This window comes from Brevundimonas sp. Marseille-Q4549, from assembly GCF_976940555.1.
Genome location: NZ_CDRHXG010000001.1, coordinates 524,781 through 545,138 on the forward strand (window position 1 = coordinate 524,781; position 20,358 = coordinate 545,138).

Here is a 20,358-nt window from a genome sequence, read left to right on the forward strand (position 1 = left end):
CTCCGTTTAATGGACGCTGGTTGGAAAACCTGACGTCAGCCTGACCGCGGCGCGGTCCGTCGTTCAGGCAGATCAAGGACTGGACGGATCAGCCGGCCACGACGGGCCCCGCTTCCCGCAGAGGGCCGGGCGTGGCTTGCGCCCGCTGAACGATCCACCGCCAGGGGCCGGCCCAGCCTCCGCTGACGAGTGCAACGGCAATGGCCAAGAGGAGAGCGTCGCCAGACGGCGTGGCAAAGCGGAACAGATCCTCGACGAACGGCACGGACACGCAGCCCCCCAGAACGATCACCGCGCTGGCGCAAATCAGCCAGAAGATCCGGCGGTGTGGATCGAACAGAGACACGCCCGAGGTGGCCGAGTCCGTCAAAGCCAGCACCATGTTCGCGATCGCAAGGGCGATGAAGGCGGCGGCGCGAGCCTCCGTTTCCGGCGCCTGAGCGAGCATCCAGACATAGAAGCCGAGCACCCCGGACAGGATGACCACCCCCTGCAGGGCCCCGAACGCGATCTGGCGCGGACCAAACAGCGACGCTGTATCGGAACGGGGCGGCTTCGTCATCGCGTCGCCTTCGCTGGGCTCCGCCTCGAAGACCAGGGAGCAGACCGGACTGATGATCAGCTGAAGAAAGACGACATGGGCCGGGAAAAGCAGGGGCGGCGCGCCCATCAGGATCGGGATCAGAGCAAGACCGGCCAACGGCACATGAACGGCGACGATGAACGTCAGCGCCTTACGAAGATTGGCGAAGATCCGGCGGCCCAGGCGGACCCCGCCGACGATGGCGCCGAAACTGTCGTCCATCAGCACGATGTCGGCCGCCTCGCGCGCGACGTCCGTCCCCCGCTTTCCCATGGCGATCCCGATATCGGCCGCCTGGAGCGCAGGCGCGTCGTTGACCCCGTCTCCCGTCATGGCGACGATCTCGCCATTCGCCTTGAAGGCCTGGACCAGCGCCAGCTTCTGCTGAGGCTGGATGCGGGCGAAGACCCGGACCGTGCGGATGCGTTCCGAAAGTTCGGCGGACAAAGCCGCGATCTCGTCTCCCGTCATCACGCCAGGGTCCACATCGACGCCGGCCTGTCGCGCGATCTCGAGCGCGGTAGCGGGGTAGTCGCCCGTGATCATCGCCACACTGATTCCGGCGCGACGCGCCTCCTGCAAGGCTCCCGGCACATCCTCTCGCACCGGATCGAGAAAGCCGATCAGTCCGCTGAAGATGAAGGGGGCCTGATCCGGATCGGTGAATCCAGCATCGACCTGACGGACCGTTGCAACAGCCAGGACGCGGAGCCCTCTGGCCGCCATCGCATCCAGAGCCTCTCTTGCCGGCGCCAGGGTCTTCTCCGACGCCTTGCACAGGCTGAAGATCGCCTCGGGCGCCCCCTTCGCCGCGGCGGCCGATTTGCCGTCAGCAAGCCGCCATGTCTGGATCACAGCCATCCGCTTAGCTTCGAGCGGCCAGGCCCGGGTCACGGTCCCGCCGCCCGTCGATGGCGACCGCTCGCGAATGGCGCGGTCCATCGGGTCGGTCGGTTGCAACGCGCTTGCCAATGCAGCGGCATCTAGGACCAGACCGGCATCAGGCGGCAAAGGCCCCGCCGAAGCGTCGACACTCTTTCCTTCGACCCAGACCTCGGCCACCGACATCCGGTTCTCGGTCAGGGTGCCGGTCTTGTCGACGCACAGAAGGGTGGCGGATCCCAGGGTCTCGATCACCGCGCCGCGCCGCACCAGAACCTGATGGCGCGCCAGACGCCAGGCGCCCAGCGCGATGAACACGGCAAGGACGGTCGGAAACTCCTCGGGAATGAGCGAGATGGCGACGGTGATGCCTGCGAGAAGTGCTTCGATCCAGTCGCCCCGCATCAGCCCGTAGGCCAGGACGACCGTGGCGCTGAGCACAACCGCCAGAAAGCCGAACAGGGCGACCAGGCGTCCAGTCGACCTCTCCAGTCGCGTCCGGTCAGGCGCAATGGCGGCAGCGAGGTTCCGATCTGACCCAATCTCGTCCGCGGCCCGGTCTCCAGCACTTCGACCACGCCCTGGCCGGACACGACGAGCGTGCCGGAAAACACGGCGTCGCCGGCGCCGTCCGGATCCGAGATCGCCTGGCGCACGGTCTTGATGACCGGGGCGGACTCTCCCGACAGGGTCGACTCATCCACGCTCAGCACGTCGCCATCGACCAGGCGACCGTCGACGGGCAGGCGTTGGCCCTCGCTCACCAGCAGGATGTCGCCCTGAACCAGCCGGTCGATGGCGAGCGTGCACGCGACACCGGATCTCATGACCCTGGCGGTCGGTTCGGACAGGTCGCGCAGCGCCTTCATAGCGCTTTCGCTCCGCGCTTGCTGCACTACGACCAGACTGATCGTCCCGACCGCGGCAAGGGTCAGAAAGAGACCCTCGGCGAGGCTGCCCAGAAACAGATACAGCCCGGCCGCAACGACCAGCAGCAGGAACATCGGTTCTTGCAGGGTCGAAAGCAGAATCCTGCCCAGGCTGCGGGCGCGCACAGGAGAAGGGATGTTCGGACCTGCGGACAGGAGCCGTCGGTCGGCCTCATCCTGATCGAGGCCGGGCCATGTCACGTCCACATCATCAAACCCGTCGCAGCCCCGATCGAGCCACACGCACCTTAGGTCGGGTGCGCGACGACACCTTGATTCAGGTCAAGGTCTGGGTGACGACGACCAGAGGCTGGCGAAGGTCCCGGGGCGCTGACGGAGAAGAGGCAACCGGGGCAGCAGCCCCCGAACCGTTGACGTCTTGTCCAAGACAGACGTCAGCCAACATCGAGGCGCAGTCGTCCGCAGTCTGTGCTGCAGAGTTGGTCCGGGTGGGAGATCGCCGGACAGTCTGAGCGGCGTTGAGGCTCGCTCGAGAGCCACGCGGCGCATTCGGCGGAGGGACCACTGAAGACCAGGGCCTCCCCTCGCCAGACCGTCACGCGGACGGCGCTTTGGTGGTCGGCCAGCAGCCTCAGGCCCTCAGCCGCCGCCAGGACATCGTCGCCCTGTTCGATCCAGTAGACGCTCGGCGCAACGCCGGACGACTTGAATGGAAACACGGTGTAGGTGCTCATGCCGGACTCTCGCGGTGAACAGCCAGGCTTGGAGGCCGCCCGTTTGTGGTTGCCGGTACCGGTGTCATTGGCTCAGGGCAGCGTGATGACGGCATTCACCCAGCCCTTCGACTGCAGCCAGGCCACGAAGGCGAAAATCGGTACGGCCAGAAGAAAGACCGAACCGTCCTTCAGGGTCATCACGAACCGGTCTGGTCGGATCTGAAGCGTCTCAAGGTCTCGCCAGGCCGAGAGCCGCGGCCAGAACCGGGGCGTGCGACGCCGATACTCACTGTAGGCTTCGCCGAAGCGGGCCTGAAGCCAGGCCTCCTCACGCTTCACCGTGGCGAAGAAGACACCTACAGCCACAAGCACGAACAGCCCCGCCAGAACCAGACTGCCGGTCTGAAGACCCATACCGAGCGCCGCGATGAAGCTGAACAGATAGAGAGGGTTGCGGGTTACGGAATAAGGGCCGCGATCCACTATCTCGGCGGCCTTGCGGCCTCCGATATAGAGCGAGCACCAGGCCCGTCCAACGATGGCGATCCCGATCATCACGAGGCCGGCGGCCCGAAAGCCCGCATGCACCGCATCTGACCAGAGCCTTTCCCCCGTGAAGACCGCCAGGATGACAACCGCCAGGATGCCGACCGCAAGTACGCCCTTGCGGATCAGTTGAAGGGTGTGAAGCGATTGCGCGTCCGGCATAGGCCTGCCGTCCAGATGAGGATCGTCGCGCGCCTGAAGGCGGAAGCCCTTTAGTCGATGGCGCGCATCGTCGATCATTGGCCTATAGCATGGCCATACTCGTCAAATATGTCCGCCCGCTTGGTCCGGCAATGTGTGGGGTTCGGCCTTCAGAACCGATCGGCTGTGTGCATACGACATTGCGTGAAGCGCAAGACAACCGATGTGAACGTGCTGGGTGGCGCGGTTCTGAAAAGCGCATTGAGCGCTGCCACTTCAAGTGTGCTCACGATTTTGTTCACCACCCACCGTTCGCGGACACGGCGGCTCGCTTTTTCAGCAGAGTCCAGCGGATTTCATGGAAGTTCACCCGATAGTAGCAAGCCAGCGCTAGACGCCCGAAAAGTTTTTGGTAGCGGGGTGGTAGCGGCGGGAAAAAAGGAGGGGGGCGATCCCGAAGGACCGCCCCTGCCTAACCTCTTGATTGCCTTAGCAATCTCGACTGGAGCGGGCGAAGAGATTCGAACTCTCGACCCCAACCTTGGCAAGGTTGTGCTCTACCCCTGAGCTACGCCCGCAATCCGTAAGGCGCTACGTGCGCGCCCCGTCGAGGAGGGGGCGTATAGCGGAGGGTTGATCGGTCCTGCAAGAGTGAATTTTGCAAAAAGCGACCAAGCCCTGCCCACGCCCCCTGCGCCTCAGCGCGGCGCCAGTCGGATGGCGCCGTCCAGGCGGATGCATTCGCCGTTGATATAGACGTTGCGCGCCAGCTCCAGCACCAGCGACGCATAGTCGGCGGGCGTGCCCAGGCGGCTGGGGAAGGGGATGGCGGCGGCCAGGGCGTCCTGAATCTTCTGATCCATCCCGGCCATCATCGGCGTCCACATGATGCCGGGCAGGATGGTGTTGCAGCGCACCCCTTCCTGAGCCAGATCGCGCGCGATGGGCAGGGTCATGGCGTACACCCCGCCCTTGGACGCCGAATACGCCGCCTGGCCGATCTGGCCGTCCTGCGCCGCCACCGAGGCGGTGTTGACGATCAGGCCGCGCTCGCCGTCCGCCATGGGCTCCAGCGTCACCATGCCCGCCGCCGACTGCGACAGGACGCGGAAGGTGCCGAACAGATTGACCCGCACCGTGCGCTCGAACTGGGCCATGTCGTGGGCCTTGATCTCGCCGGTGTCCTTCTTGCGCGAGACGGTCTTCATGCCGGTGGCGATGCCGGCGCAGTTGACGGTCAGCCGCTCCTGGCCGTGTGCCGCCCGGGCCTTTTCGAAGGCTGAGGCGACCGAGGCGTCGTCGGTCACGTCGACCTGGCAGAAGACGCCGCCGATCTCGGCCGCAATGGCCTCGCCCTTTTCGGCGTTCAGGTCGAACAGGGCGACCTTGGCGCCGGTGGCGGCGATGGCGCGGGCCGTGCCCTCGCCCAGGCCCGAGGCGCCGCCCGTGACCACCGCGGCGATGCTGCTGTCGAGTTTCATCCTGATCGTTCCTATATTGTGTTGAACCTGAGTTTCGTTTGAGGATTTAGCGGCCATGACCGCCAAAGCCAAACCCGCCGATCCGTCCGACGCCCTGGACCCGAAAAAGGCGCTGGTCCCCTCGGTCGTGAAGATCAACGAGATGCGCGTGACCAAGGGTTTCTGGCCCAAGATCCAGCGCACGGCCGCACGCATCCCCTTCGCGGACCAGGCCCTGGCCGCCTGGTACGCCGCGCGCGATCCGCAGACGCCGATGGCGGCCAAGGGCATGATCTTCGCGGGCCTGGCCTATTTCGTCATGCCGGTGGACGCCATTCCCGACATCTTCGCGGGCATCGGCTACACCGACGACGCCGCCGTCATCGCCGCCCTTCTGGCCACGCTGGGCGCCAACATCAAACGCCGCCACCGCGACCAGGCCGAAGAAGCGGTTCAGCGGCTGAAGGCGAAATAGCCTAGCTTACCGATTATTCAGTTGTCTCGAAGTCGGACGGGCTCCAGCCTCGGGACCATGTCCATTCTGAACCGCGTGGCGCCGCTCTGCGCCGTCCTCGTCCTCGGCTTGCCGATTTCGGCCGCCGCCCAGATGACCGGGCCGACGGCCGAAGACTATCGAAGCGACGCCCGGTCCATCGACGGGCTGATCGCGGAGAACTACGCCTATCTGGACCGCTTCCCGTCTGGCCAGGCGCCCATGACCGAGCGTCTGCGCGCCGAAGCCGATGCGGTTCACGACAGCGCCACCCTGCTGCGCTACGCCGAGCGGCGGCTGGCGCTGCTGGCGGACGCACATGTCATCACTGGCAGTTCGTTCTCCGACAGCTGGGCCATCGTCCCGAGCTACGCCGACCTGTGGATCGAACCCGAGGGCGGCCTCTATCGCATCACAGCCGTGCGCGACCGATCCCCGGCCCAGGCCGCCGGAGTAACGGTGGGCGACCGGCTGATCCGGATCGACGGCGTCCCGACGGCCGAGGCCGTCGCCGCCTATTGGCGCGATCTGGGCCTGGAGTCGGGCGGCGACGCCGGCTACGCCGTGCGCGTTCTGGCGGCCGGACGCCGCGACCGCCCGCGTCGCCTGACGCTCCAGCGCGGCGACGGTCCGCCGCGGGAGTTGGAGCTGTCGAACCTTTATGCGGCCCCGCGCCCCGGCGCCGGGCCGATCACGACCACGCGCGGACGGGACGGCCTGACGATCGCCTTCAACGATTCCCTGGGCGACGACCGCACCATCGCGGCCTTCGACGCCGCCATGACCCAGGCCCGCCGCAACGAGACGATCATCCTGGATCTGACCGACACCCCCAGCGGCGGCAACACGGTCGTCGCACGCGCGGTCATGGGCTGGTTCGTGAGCGAAGCCCGTCCCTATCAGGTGCACCGCCTGATGTCCGAGGAGCGCGAGACCGGCGTGCCGCGCCAGTGGATCGAAGAAGTGCTGCCGCGCGCCGGCCGCCATCATTCCGGCGCGGTTCGGGTCAAGGTCGGCCGCTGGACCGGCAGCATGGGCGAGGGCCTGGCCCTGGGTCTGGACGCCCAGGGCGCGCGGGTCACGGGCTGCCCGATGGCTGGCCTCTTGGGGGCCATTTACGACTTCCGCCTGGAGCACTCCGGCCTGACGATCAAGCTGCCCGCAGAGCGCCTGTCGTCGGTATCGGGCGTTCCGCGCGAGGACTTCCGCTGCCCGTCGGCCTGATCCTTCAGCTCTCGACCGTCACCACGATCTTGCCCAGGGCCTGACGGTCGCCCAGAGCCTTGATCGCCTCGCCGGCTTTTTCCAGCGGGAAGGTCTTCGACACGCGCGGCCTGATCTTGCCGTCGGCGTACATCTGCATCAGTTCGGCCATGTTGGCGACGTGGGCCCTGGGATCGCGCATCACCGCCGCGCCCCAGAAGACGCCGATCACCGACACCGACTTCAGCAACGTCAGGTTCAGCGGCAGGGACGGAATGCCCGCCGGGAAGCCGACCACCAGGTAGCGCCCGTTCCAGTCCATGGCCCGCAGCGCCGGATCGGCGTAGTCGCCGCCCACCGCGTCATAGACCACGTCGGCCCCGTCGCGACCCGTCGCCAGCTTGAACTCGCTCGACAATTCCTTCTGCGCGGCCTTGTCCATCGGGCCGGACGGATAGATCAGGCCGTTGTCGGCCCCCAGGTCCAGGGCGAACTGCACCTTGTCGTTGGTCGAGGCGGCGGCGACCACGCGTGCGCCCATCGCCTTGCCCAGTTCGACCGCTGCGGCGCCCACGCCCCCGGCCGCGCCCAGAACCAGCAGGGTCTCGCCGGCCTTCAGCTGCGCCCGGTCCTTCAGCGCGTAGTAGCTGGTGCCATAGGTCATCACCAGGGCCGCCGCCTCTTCGAAGCTCATGGCGTCGGGAATGGGGATGACCGTCTCGGCCCGCACCGCCAGCCGTTCGACCAGCCCGCCCCAGCCCGGCACGGCGATGACCCGGTCGCCCTTGCGCACGCCCTTGACGCCCTCGCCCACCGCCTCGACCACGCCCGCGACCTCGGCGCCCGGCGAGAAGGGCCGTTCGGGCCGGAACTGGTATTTGTCCTCTATGATCAATGTGTCGGGATAGTTGATCCCCACCGCCTTGACCTCAATGATCACCTCGCCCGGCTTGGGCGTCGGGTCGAGCACGTCTTCCACGACCAGGGTTTCAGGGCCGCCAGGGGCTTTCGAAAGAATAGCACGCATCAAGATTTCCTTTCTTGGCCTATCGCGCTTCGCGCTGCTTGAGGCCGTTTTCCCTGGACCGACATGGCGCGGCCTTCATCGCGACGCTAAAGAGCGCCACGCCCGTTTGAAAGAGGCGACCGAAATAAGGTTCAGGACAATCCCATGACCGCCCTCATCCTCCACGGCGGCGCCGGCGCCCGGCGCGAACGCAACTACGACGCCGAGGTCGTGCATATGCGCGAGGTGGTCGAGGCCATGAAGGTCCGGCTGGACGCGGGCGACAGCGCCCTGGATGTCGCTGTCGCCGCGGTCGTCATGCTGGAGGATTCGGGCCTCTATGTCGCCGGCAAGGGCGCCTCGCCCAATCTGGCCGGGGCCTATGAGCTGGACGCCAGCCTGATGGACGGCGCGAGCCGCCGCGCCGGTTCCGTCGCCGCGTTGCAGGGCTTTCGCAACCCCGTCGTCGCCGCACGCGCAGTGATGGAACGCACCCCGCACGTCATGCTGGTCGGCGAAGGCGCGGGTCTGTTCGCCCACGACCAGGGGCTGGAGCCCATCGCGGACGAGACCGCCTGGTACACCGGCGCCGGCCAGGGCGAGGACAACCATCCGCCCGGAACCCTCAGCCACGGCACCGTCGGCTGCTGCGTGCTGGACAGCCAGGGCCGCCTGGCCGCCGCCACCTCGACCGCAGGGGTGTTCGGCAAGATGCCGGGCCGGGTCGGCGACACCCCCATCCCCGCCGCCGGGACGTGGGCCGACGGCTCCGCAGCCGCCTCCTGCACCGGCCAGGGTGAATATTTCATCCGCGTCGCCGCCGCCGCCCAGGTCGCCTGGCGCGTCGCCGCCGGCCAGCCCCTGGCCCAGGCCGCCCAGGCCGTGATCGACGAGATCAGCGCCCTGGGCGGCGACGGCGGCCTGATCGCGCTCGACGCGGCCGGAAACCTCGCCGCCCCCTTCAACAGCCAGGGCATGAAGCACGCCTGGCTGACACCAGAAGGCGAGATCGGGGTCGAGGTTTTCCGCGACTGACTGAACCACCCCCACATTACATCTCCGTAAGGTGCGCCGGCGCGTATCGCTGATACGGTGCGGCGCCCTCGCCTCGGGCGCCGGAGATCCCTGATGAAATTCCGCCTCACCGCCACCGTCGCCGCCTCGGCGATCCTGCTGGGCCTCGCCGCGCCCGCCTTCGCCGCCCGCGCCTTCGATGTCGCCGCCGCGCCGGCCCCCGCCGTTCAAGCCGCCCAGGGCGTGACGGTCCCGCCGCTGGGCTTCACCCGGCGCGTGTTGCCGAACGGCCTGGAGGTCTATTCGGCGCGCGACGCCAACACCTCCAACGTCACGGTCCAGGTCTGGTACAAGGTGGGGTCCAAGGACGATCCGTCCGGCCGCTCCGGCTTCGCCCACCTGTTCGAACACCTGATGTTCAAGGCGACGCGCAACCTGCCGTCCGAGAGCTTCGACCGGCTGACCGAGGACGTGGGCGGCGGCAACAACGCCTTCACCGCCGACGACGTCACCGCCTATCACGAGACCATTCCCGCCAACCACCTGCAGCGTCTGCTGTTCGCCGAGGCCGACCGTATGGGCTCGCTGGTCGTGGACGAGCCGACCTTCATATCGGAACGGGACGTGGTGAAGGAGGAATACCGCCAGCGCATCCTGGCCAGCCCCTACGGCCGCCTGTTCGGCCTGTTCGTGCCCGAGACCATCTATCAGGACAGTCCCTATCGCCGTCCCGGCATCGGCTCGATCCAGGAACTGGAGGCCTCGTCGCTGGACGACGTGCGCCGCTTCCACGCCACCTACTATCGCCCCGACAACGCCTATCTGATCGTCGCCGGCAATTTCGACCAGGCCCAGTTGGACCAGTGGGTCGATCAGTATTTCGCGCCGCTGAAGAACCCGTCGACGCCCATCCCGGCCAATGCGGTGGTCGAGCCCGAACCGACGGGGCCCAAGTCCGTCACCTTCTATGCTCCGAACGTGCCCTTGCCGGCGGTGGTGGTCGCCTGGCCCACGGTCAAATACGCCGACGCCGACCGCGCCGCGCTGGAGGTTTTGGACGGCGTCCTGTCGACCGGCGAGAGCAGCCGTCTGTATCGCGCCCTGGTCTATGACAAGCAGATCGCCAACAGCATCGGCTCCAGCCCCGATTTCGCCCAGCAGGCCGGAAATCTGACGGCCTACGCCATCATGGCCGACGGTCACGACGCCGACGAGGGGATCGCGGCCCTGAACGAGGAGATCGCCCGGCTGCGCGATCAGCCGATCACCGCCGCCGAACTGGCCGAGGCCCAGAACGAACTGGTCGCCAGCGCCCTGCGCAGCCGCGAGACCGTGGAAGACCGCGCCCAGGCCCTGGGTTTCTCGCTGATCAACACCGGCGGGGCCGCGGCCGCCGACCAGGCGGTGGCCCAGATCCAGGCCGTCACCGTCGCCGACGTCCAGCGCGTGGCGCGCAAATATCTGACGCCTCAGCGCCAGTCGACGATCACCTATCTGGCCGCCGACGCCGCGCATCCGCCCTCGGTTCAGAAGATGAACGTCGACGCCCCGGTCAAGGTCGCCGATCTGGCCCCTGCCGGCGAACCCGTCGCCCTGCTGCCGGAAGGTCAGCGCGCCGCCCTGCCCCAGGCCGGCCCCGACGTGGCCCCGGCCACCCCGGTCGTCGCCGACTTCCGCCTGGACAACGGCCTGCGCGTCCTGGTCGCCCCGACCCGGGGCCTGCCCCTCGTCTCGGCCCGCCTGAACCTGAAGGCCGGGTCGGCGAACGATCCGCCGGGCAAGGCCGGCGTCGCCGCCCTGACCGCCGCCCTGCTGACCCAGGGCACGACCACCCGGTCCGCGCCCGAGATCGCCACCCAGATCGAACAGCTGGGCGCCGCCGTCGGCGCCGGCGCCGGGGTCGACTTCGCCAACGTCTACGCCAACGCGCCCGCCAACGCCTTCCCGCACACGGTCGCCCTGATGGCCGATCTGGTGAAGCATCCGGCCTTCGCCGCCGAGGAACTGGAACGCCAGCAGGCCCAGACGCTGGACGGCCTGCGCGTCGCCCTCAGCCAGCCGGGCGCCATCGCCGGCCAGACGGTCGGCCGCGTGATCTATGGCGACGCGCCCTACGGCTCGCCGGGTTCGGGCACGCTGCAGACGGTGCCGACGATCACCCCGGCCGACGTCGCCGCCTTCCATGCCGCCCGCTATCGCCCGTCGGACGCGACCCTGGTCTTCTCGGGCGACATCACGCCCGACGCCGCCCGCGCCCTGGCGCAGCGGACCTTCGGCGACTGGCGCGCGTCCGGCGCCGCCCCCGCCGCTGTGGCCGATCCGGCCGGCCAGGCCCAGGCGCCGCGCATCGTGGTCGTCAACCAGCCGGGCGCTGGCCAGGCCGCCGTCGTCGCCGCCATCCGCGGCGTGCCGCGCACCGACGCCGACTACTTCCCGCTCCTGGTCGGCAACACCTTGCTGGGCGGCGGCTTCTCGTCGCGCCTGAACCAGGAAATCCGCATCAAGCGCGGCCTGTCCTACGGCGCCGGTTCGTCGCTGGGCGCGCGCGCAGGCGCGGGCGTCTTCACCGCCTCGACCCAGACCAAGAACGAGACCGCCGACGAGGTCGCCGACCTGATCCTGGCCGAGATCGCCCGCCTGGGGTCCGAGCCCGCGACCCAGGCCGACCTGGCCCCGCGCCGCGCGGTTCTGATCGGCGGCTTCGGCGATTCGCTGGAGACGGTGGACGGCCTGGGATCGCTGGTCGCCAACCTGGCGCTCTACGACCTGCCGATGAGCGATCTCGCCGACTACGCCGGCCGGGTGCGCGCCGTCACGCCGGAACAGATCGAAACCGCCTTCGCCCGCCACCTGCCGGTCAACCAGGCCAGCCTGGTCATCGTCGGCGACGGCTCCCTGTTCCTGGACGACCTGCGCGCCAAACATCCGAACCTGGAGGTCATCCAGCTGGAGGACCTGAACCTCGGCTCCGGCGCGCTGAAATAGGGACGCCCGCGGCCTCTCCTTCCCCTCAGCCGGGAGAGAGAGGCCCGCGCGCTCGCCAGTCTCCTCTCGCCGAGGTCGAGCGACGAAGACCCGGTTTTTCAATGACCTGAATCCGCGTCGTCGCAATCGTCCCGGCACGGTGTGAAACGGGCGTATGATCGGCGCCGGTCTTTGACATCGGCGCATCGGTCATGAAGATCCCGGATTTCAGACGGGACGCCTTTCCCTGCGCCAATATCTCTTGCCTAGGATTCGGACTGTTCGGACTGTTCGGACTGTTCGGACTGTTCGGACTGTTCGGACTGTTCGGACTGTTCGGACTGTTTTTTCAGACCGCCCGACTTCCTTCAAGCCGAAAGGCAGACCACCTGGGCCACGCGCAGATCCCGCCTCAGGGCGTCGGAAGCCCGGCCGTAGGTTTCAACGGTCATCGGCTGGCCTTGCGCCGCCTCGTCGGGACCCTGTTCGCCACGAATGGCGGGACCGAAGGATTCCGGCGCCGTCGTGTAAATGCGTCCCCGGCGCGGCGCCTCGGCGATCGTGACCCCCAGCACCCGCCCCTGGCCGTCCAGCGCCGGGGCGCCGGACAGACCCGACAGGGCGCCGACCAGGCCGTCGGTGCGCCCGACCTCGGCCCAGGCCAGCACCGGCTCTTCGTGGGCGCCACGCCCGAACACCTTCAACGTCTCGCGCCCCAGCAGCCGGGTCGTCACCTCGCCCGGCGCGCCTTGCGGAAAGCCGGGGTGGAAGGCGCGCTGCCCCTTGCGAAGCGGCGCGTCGGCGGCCACCGGCAGGGCGGGCGGCCCGCCGTCGGTGATCAGCAGGGCGACATCCGCCCGCGACGCCAGCCGCACGTCCGCCGCCACCGCCCGCCCGCCGCCGATCACCAGGGCGGGCTTTCTGCAGCCTTCGACCACATGGCGCGCCGTGACCCAGCGTCCACGCCCGGCGATGGAGAAGGCCGTCCCCGACGACGGGCGAAAGGCGTCTGGCGCCTCCACGGTGGCGGCGGCGTCGAACGGGGTGATCGGGCCCAGAAGGGCGCCTTCGACGGCGTCGGGCGGCACGGCGGCGGCCGGCGGCGCGTCGGCGTGCTCGCGCCGGCTCAGAGACACGGCCAACAGCACGCCCGCCACCGCCGCATAGACGGCCCAGTCCGGCAGGCGGGGCAAACGCACGGCCCGCTCAGCCTGTGAGGGCGGCGGACAAGATCAGCGCCGTCGCCAGCTTGGCCCCCGCCAGCACCACCGCCGCCGAGACCTCGCCGTTCTGGATGCGCTGCGGCAGGCCGGTCAGGATCAGGTCCACGATCCGGAACACCAGAAGCTGCAGCGCCAGGGTCGCCACCCCCCAGATGGCGATGTCGCGCACCGTCGTCGACACCGACAGCGACACCGCCAGCGGAATGGCCAGGCCGACCAATACGGCGGCGAAGCCGATGGCGGCGGCCGGATTGCCCTCGCGGATCAGGCTGATCTCTTTCCAGGGCGTCATCAGCACATAGACCGCCGCCCCCGCCGCCAGCAGCAGCAGGGTCACGATCAGGTGCGTGACCATGACCGGAAAGCCCGAGGCGAAAGCCTGCATCTCGGCGCTCGACAGAACATTGGACAGGGACGGGTCCATGAGCCAACGCCTTGCCCGATTGTCGCCCCAATCCGCAAGCGCGCCACGGCCACACCTTGTGACGAAAGATTACAGGGGGTTGTCGTCAGCAGCGTTCTTGTGCGCCCGGGCGGGCAGGTCAAACCGGCTCACGCCGCCGCCTGCTCGGCCTTCCTGAGCGCGCTCGCCCGCACCTTCTCGCTCTCCGACTTCAGCTGTCCGCAGGCGGCGAGGATGTCGCGGCCGCGGGGGGTGCGGATGGGGCTGGCGTATCCGGCCTTGTTCAGGATGGCGGCGAACCGTTCGATCGTCTTCCAGTCCGAGCATTCGTAATCGACGCCCGGCCAGGGGTTGAACGGGATCAGATTGATCTTGGCCGGAATGCCCTCGATCAGTTTCAGCAGGGCGCGGGCCTCTTCCGGACTGTCGTTGACGCCCTTCAGCATGACGTATTCGAACGTCACCCGCCGCGCGTTCGACAGGCCGGGATAGGCGCGGATCGCGGCCATCAGCTGGTCCAGCGGATATTTCTTGTTCAGCGGCACCAGCACGTCGCGCAGCGGGTCGTTGGTGGCGTGCAGGCTGATGGCCAGCATGGCCGCCGTGCGGTCGCCCAGCGCCTGAAGCTGCGGCACGACGCCCGAGGTCGAGACCGTGATCCGGCGGCGCGACAGGGCGATGCCCTCATTGTCCGAGATGATGTCGATGGCGTCGGCGACATGGTCCAGATTGTAGAGCGGCTCGCCCATGCCCATGAAGACGATGTTGGACAGGCGGCGGTCTTCCTTGGGCGACGGCCATTCCTCCAGGTCGTCGCGCGCCACCTGGACCTGGGCCACGATCTCGGCGGCGGTCAGGTTGCGGACCAGCTTCTGCGTGCCGGTGTGGCAGAAGGTGCAGTTCAGGGTGCAGCCGACCTGGCTGGACACGCACAGGGCGCCGGCCCGGCCCACGTCGGGGATATAGACGGTCTCGATCTCGATGCCCGGCGCGGTGCGGATCAGCCATTTGCGGGTGCCGTCCTTGGACACCTGGCGCTCGACGATCTCGGGGCGGGCCAGGGTGAAATGCTCGGCCAGCTTGGCCTGCATCTCCTTGGCGACATTGCTCATGGCCGAGAACTCGGTGACGCCATAGTGATGGATCCAGCCCCAGATCTGGCTGGCGCGCATCTTCGCCTTTTCGGGCGGGCAGACGTCGGCGTCGATCAGGGCCTGACGCAGCCCCGCGCGCGTCAGGCCGCTGAGGTTGACGGGAGGCTTTTCAGCCGGCGCGGTCGAGACGCGCGAAAGGTCGAGCGTGATGCTCAAGGCGGCGATCCTGGATGAGGTTTAGCCGCCTGCTATAGCACAAACCCCGGCAATTGCATGACCGGGCCGTTTCAGCCCTCTGTCAGAGGCCGACGTCCCAGACCCCCGCGTCGCGCATCCGGCTCTCGCGGGCCTCCTCGGCGCGGCCGCCCATCTCCTTGGCCATGCCGCGGATCGCGGTCGAGACGGTGGCCCTGTGCACGCCCGGGACGACGGCATGGGCGAAGGCGGCGCAGGCCAGGCCCATCAGCTTGAACCCGAACGCCGAGGAGGCGGCCATATGCTGCAGATAGGTCTCGTTCACCTCGCGCGGGTGATCGCGAAACAGCCGGTCGAAGGCCGAGGAGCGGGCGCGCGCGCTGTCCATCGTCGTCTGGCTCATGCGAGGGGCTCCGAAACAGAATGACCTGACCCCATGGTCTCGCGCGGGCGGCCTTTTCGCAAGGACCAATCCCCGAAATCACCCCATCGTCAGACGCCCGTTCCCGCGCTAGGCTCGCGGTTCGATCAAGGAACCGCCCATGCCAATCCGCCTCAAGGCCGTGTCGTCCCTCGCCGTCGCCTTCGCCGTCTTCGGCGCGACGGCGGCCCCGCAAGCGGCCCTGGCCCTGGCCCCCGCCGCCACTCGCAGCGGTCCGCTCGCCAACGCCCTGCCCTATGACGCGCGGCGCGGCGTGTTCAGCTTCGCCCCCGATCTGGAAGGCTCCTTGCCGGCGGTGGTCCAGGTCACGACCCTGGGCCAGTCGCGCGGCCCCAGTTCCGACGCCGCCGACCCCAAGCCCTACGCCTCGGGCTCGGGCGTCATCGTCGATGCGGCGCAGGGCATACTGATCACCAACAATCACGTGGTCGAGGGCGGGCGCAAGTTCACCATCGACCTGACCGACGGCCGCCTGTTCAACGCCACCCTGATCGGCGCGGACAAGGCCACCGACATCGCCGTGCTGAAGATCACGCCGGACGGGCGTCCCCTGAACCTGAAACAGGTGCAGACGGTGGATTCGGACACCCTGCGCACCGGCGACCTGGCCTTCGCCGTCGGCTATCCGCTGGGTCTGGACCAGACCCTGACCATGGGCGTCGTCTCGGGCCTGAACCGTTCGGGCCTGGGCGATGCGGTCGAGGACTACATCCAGACAGACGCGGCCGTGAACTCGGGCAACTCCGGCGGGCCGCTGCTGGACAGCCGGGGCCGGCTGATCGGCATCAACACCTCCATCCTGTCGGGCGGCATGGGCGGCGGCAACGACGGCATCGCCTTCGCGGTGCCGACCCGCATCATGCTCTATGTCGCCGACCAGATCCGCAAATACGGCGAGGTCAAGCGCGGCGAGACCGGCGCCGTCTTCGGTTCGCTCAGCGCCAAGCGGGCGCGCGAACTGGGCCTGGGCATCGTGCGCGGCGCCGTGGTCGCGGACGTGGCGCCCGGCTCTCCGGCCGAGCGGGCCGGCCTGCGCCTCGACGACGTCATCACCCGCATCCAGGGCCGTCCCGTGGCCAACGCCGGCGCCATCAACGCCACGGTCGGCATCGCCGCCCCCGGTTCGACCCTGGACCTGATCTATCTGCGCGACGGGCGCGAGCGGACGACCGCCCTGGCGGTGGAGACGCCCCAGACCCAACCGATCATCCTCGGGGCCTCGGCCGCCGTCGCCTATGGCGCGACCCTGCGCGACCAGGACGGCGCGGTGCAGTTGACGGCCGTAGAGGCAGGATCGCCCGCGGCCCAGGCGGGACTGACGGCCGGCGACCTGATCACCGCCGTGGACGGCCGGACGACGACGGACGCCGCCGCCGTGGTCGCGGCCCTGCGGGCGGGGACCGGCGCGGTCGATCTGACGGTGATGCGCAATGGCGAGCCCCAGAAGCTGACGCTGCAGCCGCCCTCGGCGTTCTAGCCGACCTCCAGACAGCGAAACGCCCGCCTTGCCTTGGAGGGGGAGGGGAACGGCAGGGCGGGCGCTCGCTTGGAGGAAGCATCGGCCGCCGGAGCCCTTTTACTGGAAACATCCAGGGGGGCTGGGGGGGCTGTTCAGGTTCCGGACGCTTCCGAACTCCGACGAGCCGATGATCCCTGTTTCACCGCCCAAGCGGGCGGGCGAAGGACGGAATCGAGGCCATTTGGTGTTCCGGACGCTTTTTCGCAGGCCCTGGCGCCGGCGACGCCGTCGCCTAAGTTGAAGCCATGAGCACGACCCCGCACGACGCGGCGCCGCAAGCCGGCCCCGTCTTCTTCGACCGACGCGAACTGGACGCCGTGCTTCGCGTCTATGGCCGCATGGTCGCCCAAGGCGAATGGCGCGATTACGCCGTGGTCGGGCACAGGGACTTCGCCGAATTCGCCGTCTTCCGCCGGTCGGGCGACGCCCCGGCCTATCGTATCGAAAAGCGCCCGGCGCTGCAAAACCGTCAGGGCCAGTGGGCCGTCATCGGCGAAGGCGGCCAGATCCTGCGTCGCGGTCGCGACCTGGCCCAGGTGCTTCGGGTGTTCGACGGGCGAAGGTTTCAGGTGGTGGATTAGGTCAGCGACGCGCGGACGGCGTCACTTCGCGGATGCGTGCGCCTTGCACTTCCCAAATCTTGTCGCCCGCCATCGCATAGATGGGCAGCCGGTTAAGCAGGGACAGGTAGACGTGAACCTCCAACGGCTGAGGTGCGACGACGATGTTTGTCACCAGGCCCACCGTCTGCCCGCCCCGCTGCGCCTGACTACGGTCCATGTCGAGACAGCCGCCGGACAGCTGCTCGCGCTTTTCGACCGTTTGGCCGTCCGCGCTGATATGGAATCGATAGTGTCCGCCCATCGGCACGACGTTCGCCTGGGTGGTGGACGCCAGCAGCCACACCAGCCATCCCGATCCTTCGGGATCCTTGAGCATCACCGCGTTGTATCGCGCCGCGCAACGCAGCGGGCCGATGGCCTGGGCGGCGGTGTTGCGCGCCGCGAACTGCGCGATTTCATCCACCGACAGTGCAGGTTCCGCGACGTCGATGACAGGGCCGGCCTTGAGCTGGGAATCGATCACCACGTCCTTGAAGGCTTGCGGCGCCGAGATTTCGCCGGACAGGAAGCGGACGCGCTGGCCGTCCCCCTCGGGGATGACGATCCAACCGATCAGACCCTGCGGCGGCTGGCTGCCCGAGGCCGCCAGAAGGGCGTCGGTGGCGCGGGCCGCGGCCACATCCTGACGCCATATCGCCGTCCCTAGACGCCCTGTTTCAGAAATCGAGAAGGCCTGGACCTGAGCGGGGCGTTCCTGCGCCACGGCCGATGCGGTCCACAGAAACGATACGGCGAACAGCCATGCGAATGTGCGACGGATCATTCCGCAAACTCCCCTCAAGACATTTGGCGAGAGTGGCACACAACCCTCGCGCCGCATAACCCTCACCCAAAAGAAAGGGCCCCTGAAGGGACCCTTTCCGCGTCTGTCTTTAGGACCGTGCTTAGTTCCGGTTGCCGCCCATGAAGGCCAGCAGGAATTGGAACAGGTTCACGAATTTGATGAACAGGCTCAGCGCGCCGAAGCCGGTGGCCACGCCCATGGCGTTCTGGTCGCCGCCCAAGGCGTAGTAGGTCATCTTCAGACGCTGGGTGTCATAGGCGATCAGGCCTGAGAAGATCAGCACGCCCAGGCCGGAGATGATCAGGTAAAAGACCCCAGACTGCATGAACATGTTGACGATCGAGGCGATGATCAGGCCGATCACCCCCATGATCAGGAAGGTGCCCATGCCCGTCAGGTCCTTCTTGGTGGTGTAACCCACCAGGCTGAGCCCGCCGAAGGCTGCCGCCGTCACCAGGAAGGTGGTGGCCAGCGAACCGCCTGTATAGCGCAGGAACAGCACGCCCAGACCCGCGCCGATGGTGGCGACCACGGCCCAGTAGAGCAGGTTCACGCCCTTGGCCGTCGGGTTCTTCATGAAGAACATAGAGCCGAACAGCAGGACCAGCGGCGAGAACTGGACGATCATGCCCAGCACGGTCAGGCCGACGCGGCCGTCCGCCGTCTGGGCGAACAGCAGTTGCTGCACCGCAAGCACATTGCCGGTGACGTAGGCCAGGGCGCCGGCGACCACCAGACCCAGGGCCAGCTTGTTGTAGACGCCCAGCATGAAGGCGCGCAGGCCGGCGTCGACCGACATGTCGGCCGTCTGCGGCAGCGGACGGGCGTAGCCGTTGTTGAAATCGCTCATGGCGACGAACTTTCTCCCATTGGCCGGAGAGGCGTCTCCGGTCATCGGCCTCGAATATCGTGAGCCGGGGCCGTCTCTGCAAGGAAAACCGGGCTTGGAGCGACCCGTTCCCACCGCTACCTTCCGTCGCATGGTTCGCCTGTTCGCCGCCCTGACCCTGCCTTTCGACGTCGCCGAGACCCTGAAACGGCGTCAATCCGGCCTGCCGGGCGCGCGCTGGCGGCCGCTGGAGGCGCTGCACGTCACCCTGGCCTTCTATGGCGAGATGGACGAGCGGCGCGCCGACGACCTGGCGTCCGAGTTGTCGCGCGTCGCCGGCGAACCGTTCGAGATCGCGCTGAAGGGGGTGGGCGCCTTCGGCGACAACCACCGCAGCCACACCCTCTGGGCCGGGGTCGAAACCCCGAACGACCGCCTGTCGGTCCTGGCCGGCCGCTGCAGGGCGGCGGGCCAGCGCGCGGGTGTTGCGATGGAGGCGCGCGATTATCGGCCCCACGTCACCCTGGCCTATCTGAAGCCCCAGACGAACCCGGACCGCATCGGCGCCTGGATGGCGGGGCACAATCTGCTGCATTCCCCGCCGATCCGTATCGACCGCTTCGGCCTCTATTCCAGCGTCCTGACCGACGACGGCAGCCAGTATGCGCTGGAGCGGGAGTATCTGCTGTGACCGCCGCCTCCGACGCCTACGCCGTCTCGCCTCACCTCGTCCTGGGTCCGACGCTTCTGACCGAACGTCTGATACTGCGTCCGCCGGCGGTCGAGGACTTCCCCCGCTGGGCCGATTTCATGGCCGAGCCGGAGACGACGCGCTTCATCGGCGGGGTCCAGGCCCCGGCCCAGACCTGGCGGCTGATCTGCACCGTCGCCGGCATGTGGGCCCTGACCGGGGAAGGCATGTTCTCGATCCTGGAAAGGTCCACCGGCCTTTGGGTCGGACGGATCGGCCCGCTGCATCCCTACGGCTGGCCCGGCCGCGAGGTCGGCTGGAGCCTGCATCGCGATGCGACGGGCAAGGGCTATGCGGTCGAGGCGGCGGCGGCGGCGATGAACTACGCCTTCGACGTCCTGGGTTGGGACGACGTCATCCACTGCATCGATCCCGACAATCTGGCCTCGGCCGCCGTGGCGCGCCGGTTGGGCTCGGTCAACCGCGGACCGGGTCTGCTGCCCGAACCTTTACAGGACCACGCCGTCGATCTGTGGGGCCAGACCCGCGCCGACTGGGCCAAAAACCGCACGCGTTTGAACGCGCCCTAGCAGGCTTCAGGCGAAAACCGGTCCGCTCCACAGGCCGGGCGGCCAAGGCGGCGCTTGCGGGCGGAAC

The 20,358-nt window shown here is 68.2% G+C and carries 20 protein-coding genes and 1 tRNA gene; 8 read left to right on the plus strand and 13 right to left on the minus strand.

The window, feature by feature from the left end; all coding sequences use genetic code 11:
• Nucleotides 1-88 precede the first annotated feature (88 nt).
• From ACWPV3_RS02735 to ACWPV3_RS02760, 6 genes are all read right to left on the minus strand, one after another.
• Nucleotides 89-1,978, minus strand: coding sequence for a cation-translocating P-type ATPase (locus ACWPV3_RS02735; protein ID WP_453978491.1), 1,890 nt, complete (start codon nt 1,976-1,978; stop codon nt 89-91).
• Complete coding sequence (locus ACWPV3_RS02740) at nt 1,870-2,637, minus strand: P-type ATPase (RefSeq protein ID WP_453976744.1); 768 nt, start codon at nt 2,635-2,637, stop codon at nt 1,870-1,872. Before ACWPV3_RS02740 ends, ACWPV3_RS02735 begins: the two co-directional genes overlap by 109 nt.
• A 152-nt stretch (nt 2,638-2,789) precedes the next feature.
• Nucleotides 2,790-3,089, minus strand: coding sequence for a hypothetical protein (locus ACWPV3_RS02745; protein WP_201098243.1), 300 nt, complete (start codon nt 3,087-3,089; stop codon nt 2,790-2,792).
• 72 nt (nt 3,090-3,161) lie between these two features.
• Complete coding sequence (locus tag ACWPV3_RS02750; protein ID WP_236261165.1) at nt 3,162-3,857, minus strand: methyltransferase family protein; 696 nt, start codon at nt 3,855-3,857, stop codon at nt 3,162-3,164.
• 404 nt (nt 3,858-4,261) lie between these two features.
• Nucleotides 4,262-4,336 (minus strand) — tRNA-Gly (locus ACWPV3_RS02755).
• A 120-nt stretch (nt 4,337-4,456) separates the two neighbouring features.
• Complete coding sequence (locus ACWPV3_RS02760) at nt 4,457-5,239, minus strand: SDR family NAD(P)-dependent oxidoreductase (protein ID WP_453976745.1); 783 nt, start codon at nt 5,237-5,239, stop codon at nt 4,457-4,459.
• A gap of 55 nt (nt 5,240-5,294) precedes the next feature.
• Between ACWPV3_RS02760 and ACWPV3_RS02765 the strand changes: the two genes are divergently transcribed.
• Both ACWPV3_RS02765 and ACWPV3_RS02770 read left to right on the plus strand, forming a co-directional pair.
• Nucleotides 5,295-5,693: a YkvA family protein gene (locus ACWPV3_RS02765; protein ID WP_292088398.1), complete on the plus strand. Its 399-nt coding sequence runs from the start codon at nt 5,295-5,297 to the stop codon at nt 5,691-5,693.
• 57 nt (nt 5,694-5,750) lie between these two features.
• The gene (locus tag ACWPV3_RS02770) at nt 5,751-6,935 is read left to right on the plus strand and encodes a S41 family peptidase (protein ID WP_453976746.1); all 1,185 of its coding nucleotides are present in this window, start codon (nt 5,751-5,753) and stop codon (nt 6,933-6,935) included.
• A gap of 4 nt (nt 6,936-6,939) precedes the next feature.
• On the opposite strand, the gene ACWPV3_RS02775 is transcribed toward ACWPV3_RS02770, so the two are convergent.
• Complete coding sequence (locus ACWPV3_RS02775) at nt 6,940-7,941, minus strand: NADPH:quinone oxidoreductase family protein (RefSeq protein WP_453976748.1); 1,002 nt, start codon at nt 7,939-7,941, stop codon at nt 6,940-6,942.
• A gap of 144 nt (nt 7,942-8,085) precedes the next feature.
• On the opposite strand from ACWPV3_RS02775, the gene ACWPV3_RS02780 reads away from it, so the two are divergent.
• Together ACWPV3_RS02780 and ACWPV3_RS02785 are read left to right on the plus strand one after the other, a co-directional pair.
• The gene (locus ACWPV3_RS02780; RefSeq protein ID WP_453976749.1) at nt 8,086-8,955 is read left to right on the plus strand and encodes an isoaspartyl peptidase/L-asparaginase family protein; all 870 of its coding nucleotides are present in this window, start codon (nt 8,086-8,088) and stop codon (nt 8,953-8,955) included.
• 93 nt (nt 8,956-9,048) lie between these two features.
• Nucleotides 9,049-11,919, plus strand: a complete 2,871-nt coding sequence (locus tag ACWPV3_RS02785) for a M16 family metallopeptidase (RefSeq protein ID WP_453976750.1) — start codon at nt 9,049-9,051, stop codon at nt 11,917-11,919.
• Between the two features lie 347 nt (nt 11,920-12,266).
• Here ACWPV3_RS02785 and ACWPV3_RS02790 read toward each other — a convergent pair whose 3' ends face one another.
• From ACWPV3_RS02790 to ACWPV3_RS02805, 4 genes are all read right to left on the minus strand, one after another.
• Complete coding sequence (locus tag ACWPV3_RS02790; protein WP_453976751.1) at nt 12,267-13,097, minus strand: S1 family peptidase; 831 nt, start codon at nt 13,095-13,097, stop codon at nt 12,267-12,269.
• Between the two features lie 7 nt (nt 13,098-13,104).
• Nucleotides 13,105-13,545 carry a DUF350 domain-containing protein gene (locus ACWPV3_RS02795; RefSeq protein WP_453976752.1) on the minus strand — a complete coding sequence of 147 codons (441 nt, stop codon included), beginning with the start codon at nt 13,543-13,545 and terminating at the stop codon, nt 13,105-13,107.
• 128 nt (nt 13,546-13,673) lie between these two features.
• Complete coding sequence (gene rlmN, locus ACWPV3_RS02800) at nt 13,674-14,834, minus strand: 23S rRNA (adenine(2503)-C(2))-methyltransferase RlmN (RefSeq protein WP_453976753.1); 1,161 nt, start codon at nt 14,832-14,834, stop codon at nt 13,674-13,676.
• 82 nt (nt 14,835-14,916) lie between these two features.
• Nucleotides 14,917-15,216, minus strand: a complete 300-nt coding sequence (locus tag ACWPV3_RS02805; RefSeq protein ID WP_453976754.1) for a DUF6356 family protein — start codon at nt 15,214-15,216, stop codon at nt 14,917-14,919.
• A gap of 139 nt (nt 15,217-15,355) precedes the next feature.
• Here ACWPV3_RS02805 and ACWPV3_RS02810 point away from each other — a divergent pair, with 139 nt between their 5' ends.
• Both ACWPV3_RS02810 and ACWPV3_RS02815 read left to right on the plus strand, forming a co-directional pair.
• Entirely contained in the window at nt 15,356-16,732 is a 1,377-nt protein-coding gene (locus ACWPV3_RS02810) for a trypsin-like peptidase domain-containing protein (protein WP_453976755.1), read from the plus strand.
• A 287-nt stretch (nt 16,733-17,019) separates the two neighbouring features.
• Complete coding sequence (locus ACWPV3_RS02815) at nt 17,020-17,355, plus strand: DUF2794 domain-containing protein (protein ID WP_312733769.1); 336 nt, start codon at nt 17,020-17,022, stop codon at nt 17,353-17,355.
• A gap of 1 nt (nt 17,356) precedes the next feature.
• Here ACWPV3_RS02815 and ACWPV3_RS02820 read toward each other — a convergent pair whose 3' ends face one another.
• The gene (locus ACWPV3_RS02820) at nt 17,357-18,016 is read right to left on the minus strand and encodes a hypothetical protein (RefSeq protein WP_453976756.1); all 660 of its coding nucleotides are present in this window, start codon (nt 18,014-18,016) and stop codon (nt 17,357-17,359) included.
• A gap of 265 nt (nt 18,017-18,281) precedes the next feature.
• Nucleotides 18,282-19,031 carry a Bax inhibitor-1/YccA family protein gene (locus ACWPV3_RS02825; RefSeq protein ID WP_453976757.1) on the minus strand — a complete coding sequence of 250 codons (750 nt, stop codon included), beginning with the start codon at nt 19,029-19,031 and terminating at the stop codon, nt 18,282-18,284.
• A 130-nt stretch (nt 19,032-19,161) separates the two neighbouring features.
• On the opposite strand from ACWPV3_RS02825, the gene thpR reads away from it, so the two are divergent.
• The gene (gene thpR, locus ACWPV3_RS02830; RefSeq protein WP_453978492.1) at nt 19,162-19,701 is read left to right on the plus strand and encodes an RNA 2',3'-cyclic phosphodiesterase; all 540 of its coding nucleotides are present in this window, start codon (nt 19,162-19,164) and stop codon (nt 19,699-19,701) included.
• On the plus strand, nt 19,698-20,291 hold the full coding sequence (locus ACWPV3_RS02835; protein WP_453976758.1) for a GNAT family N-acetyltransferase: 594 nt from the start codon (nt 19,698-19,700) through the stop codon (nt 20,289-20,291). Before thpR ends, ACWPV3_RS02835 begins: the two co-directional genes overlap by 4 nt.
• Nucleotides 20,292-20,358 lie beyond the last annotated feature (67 nt).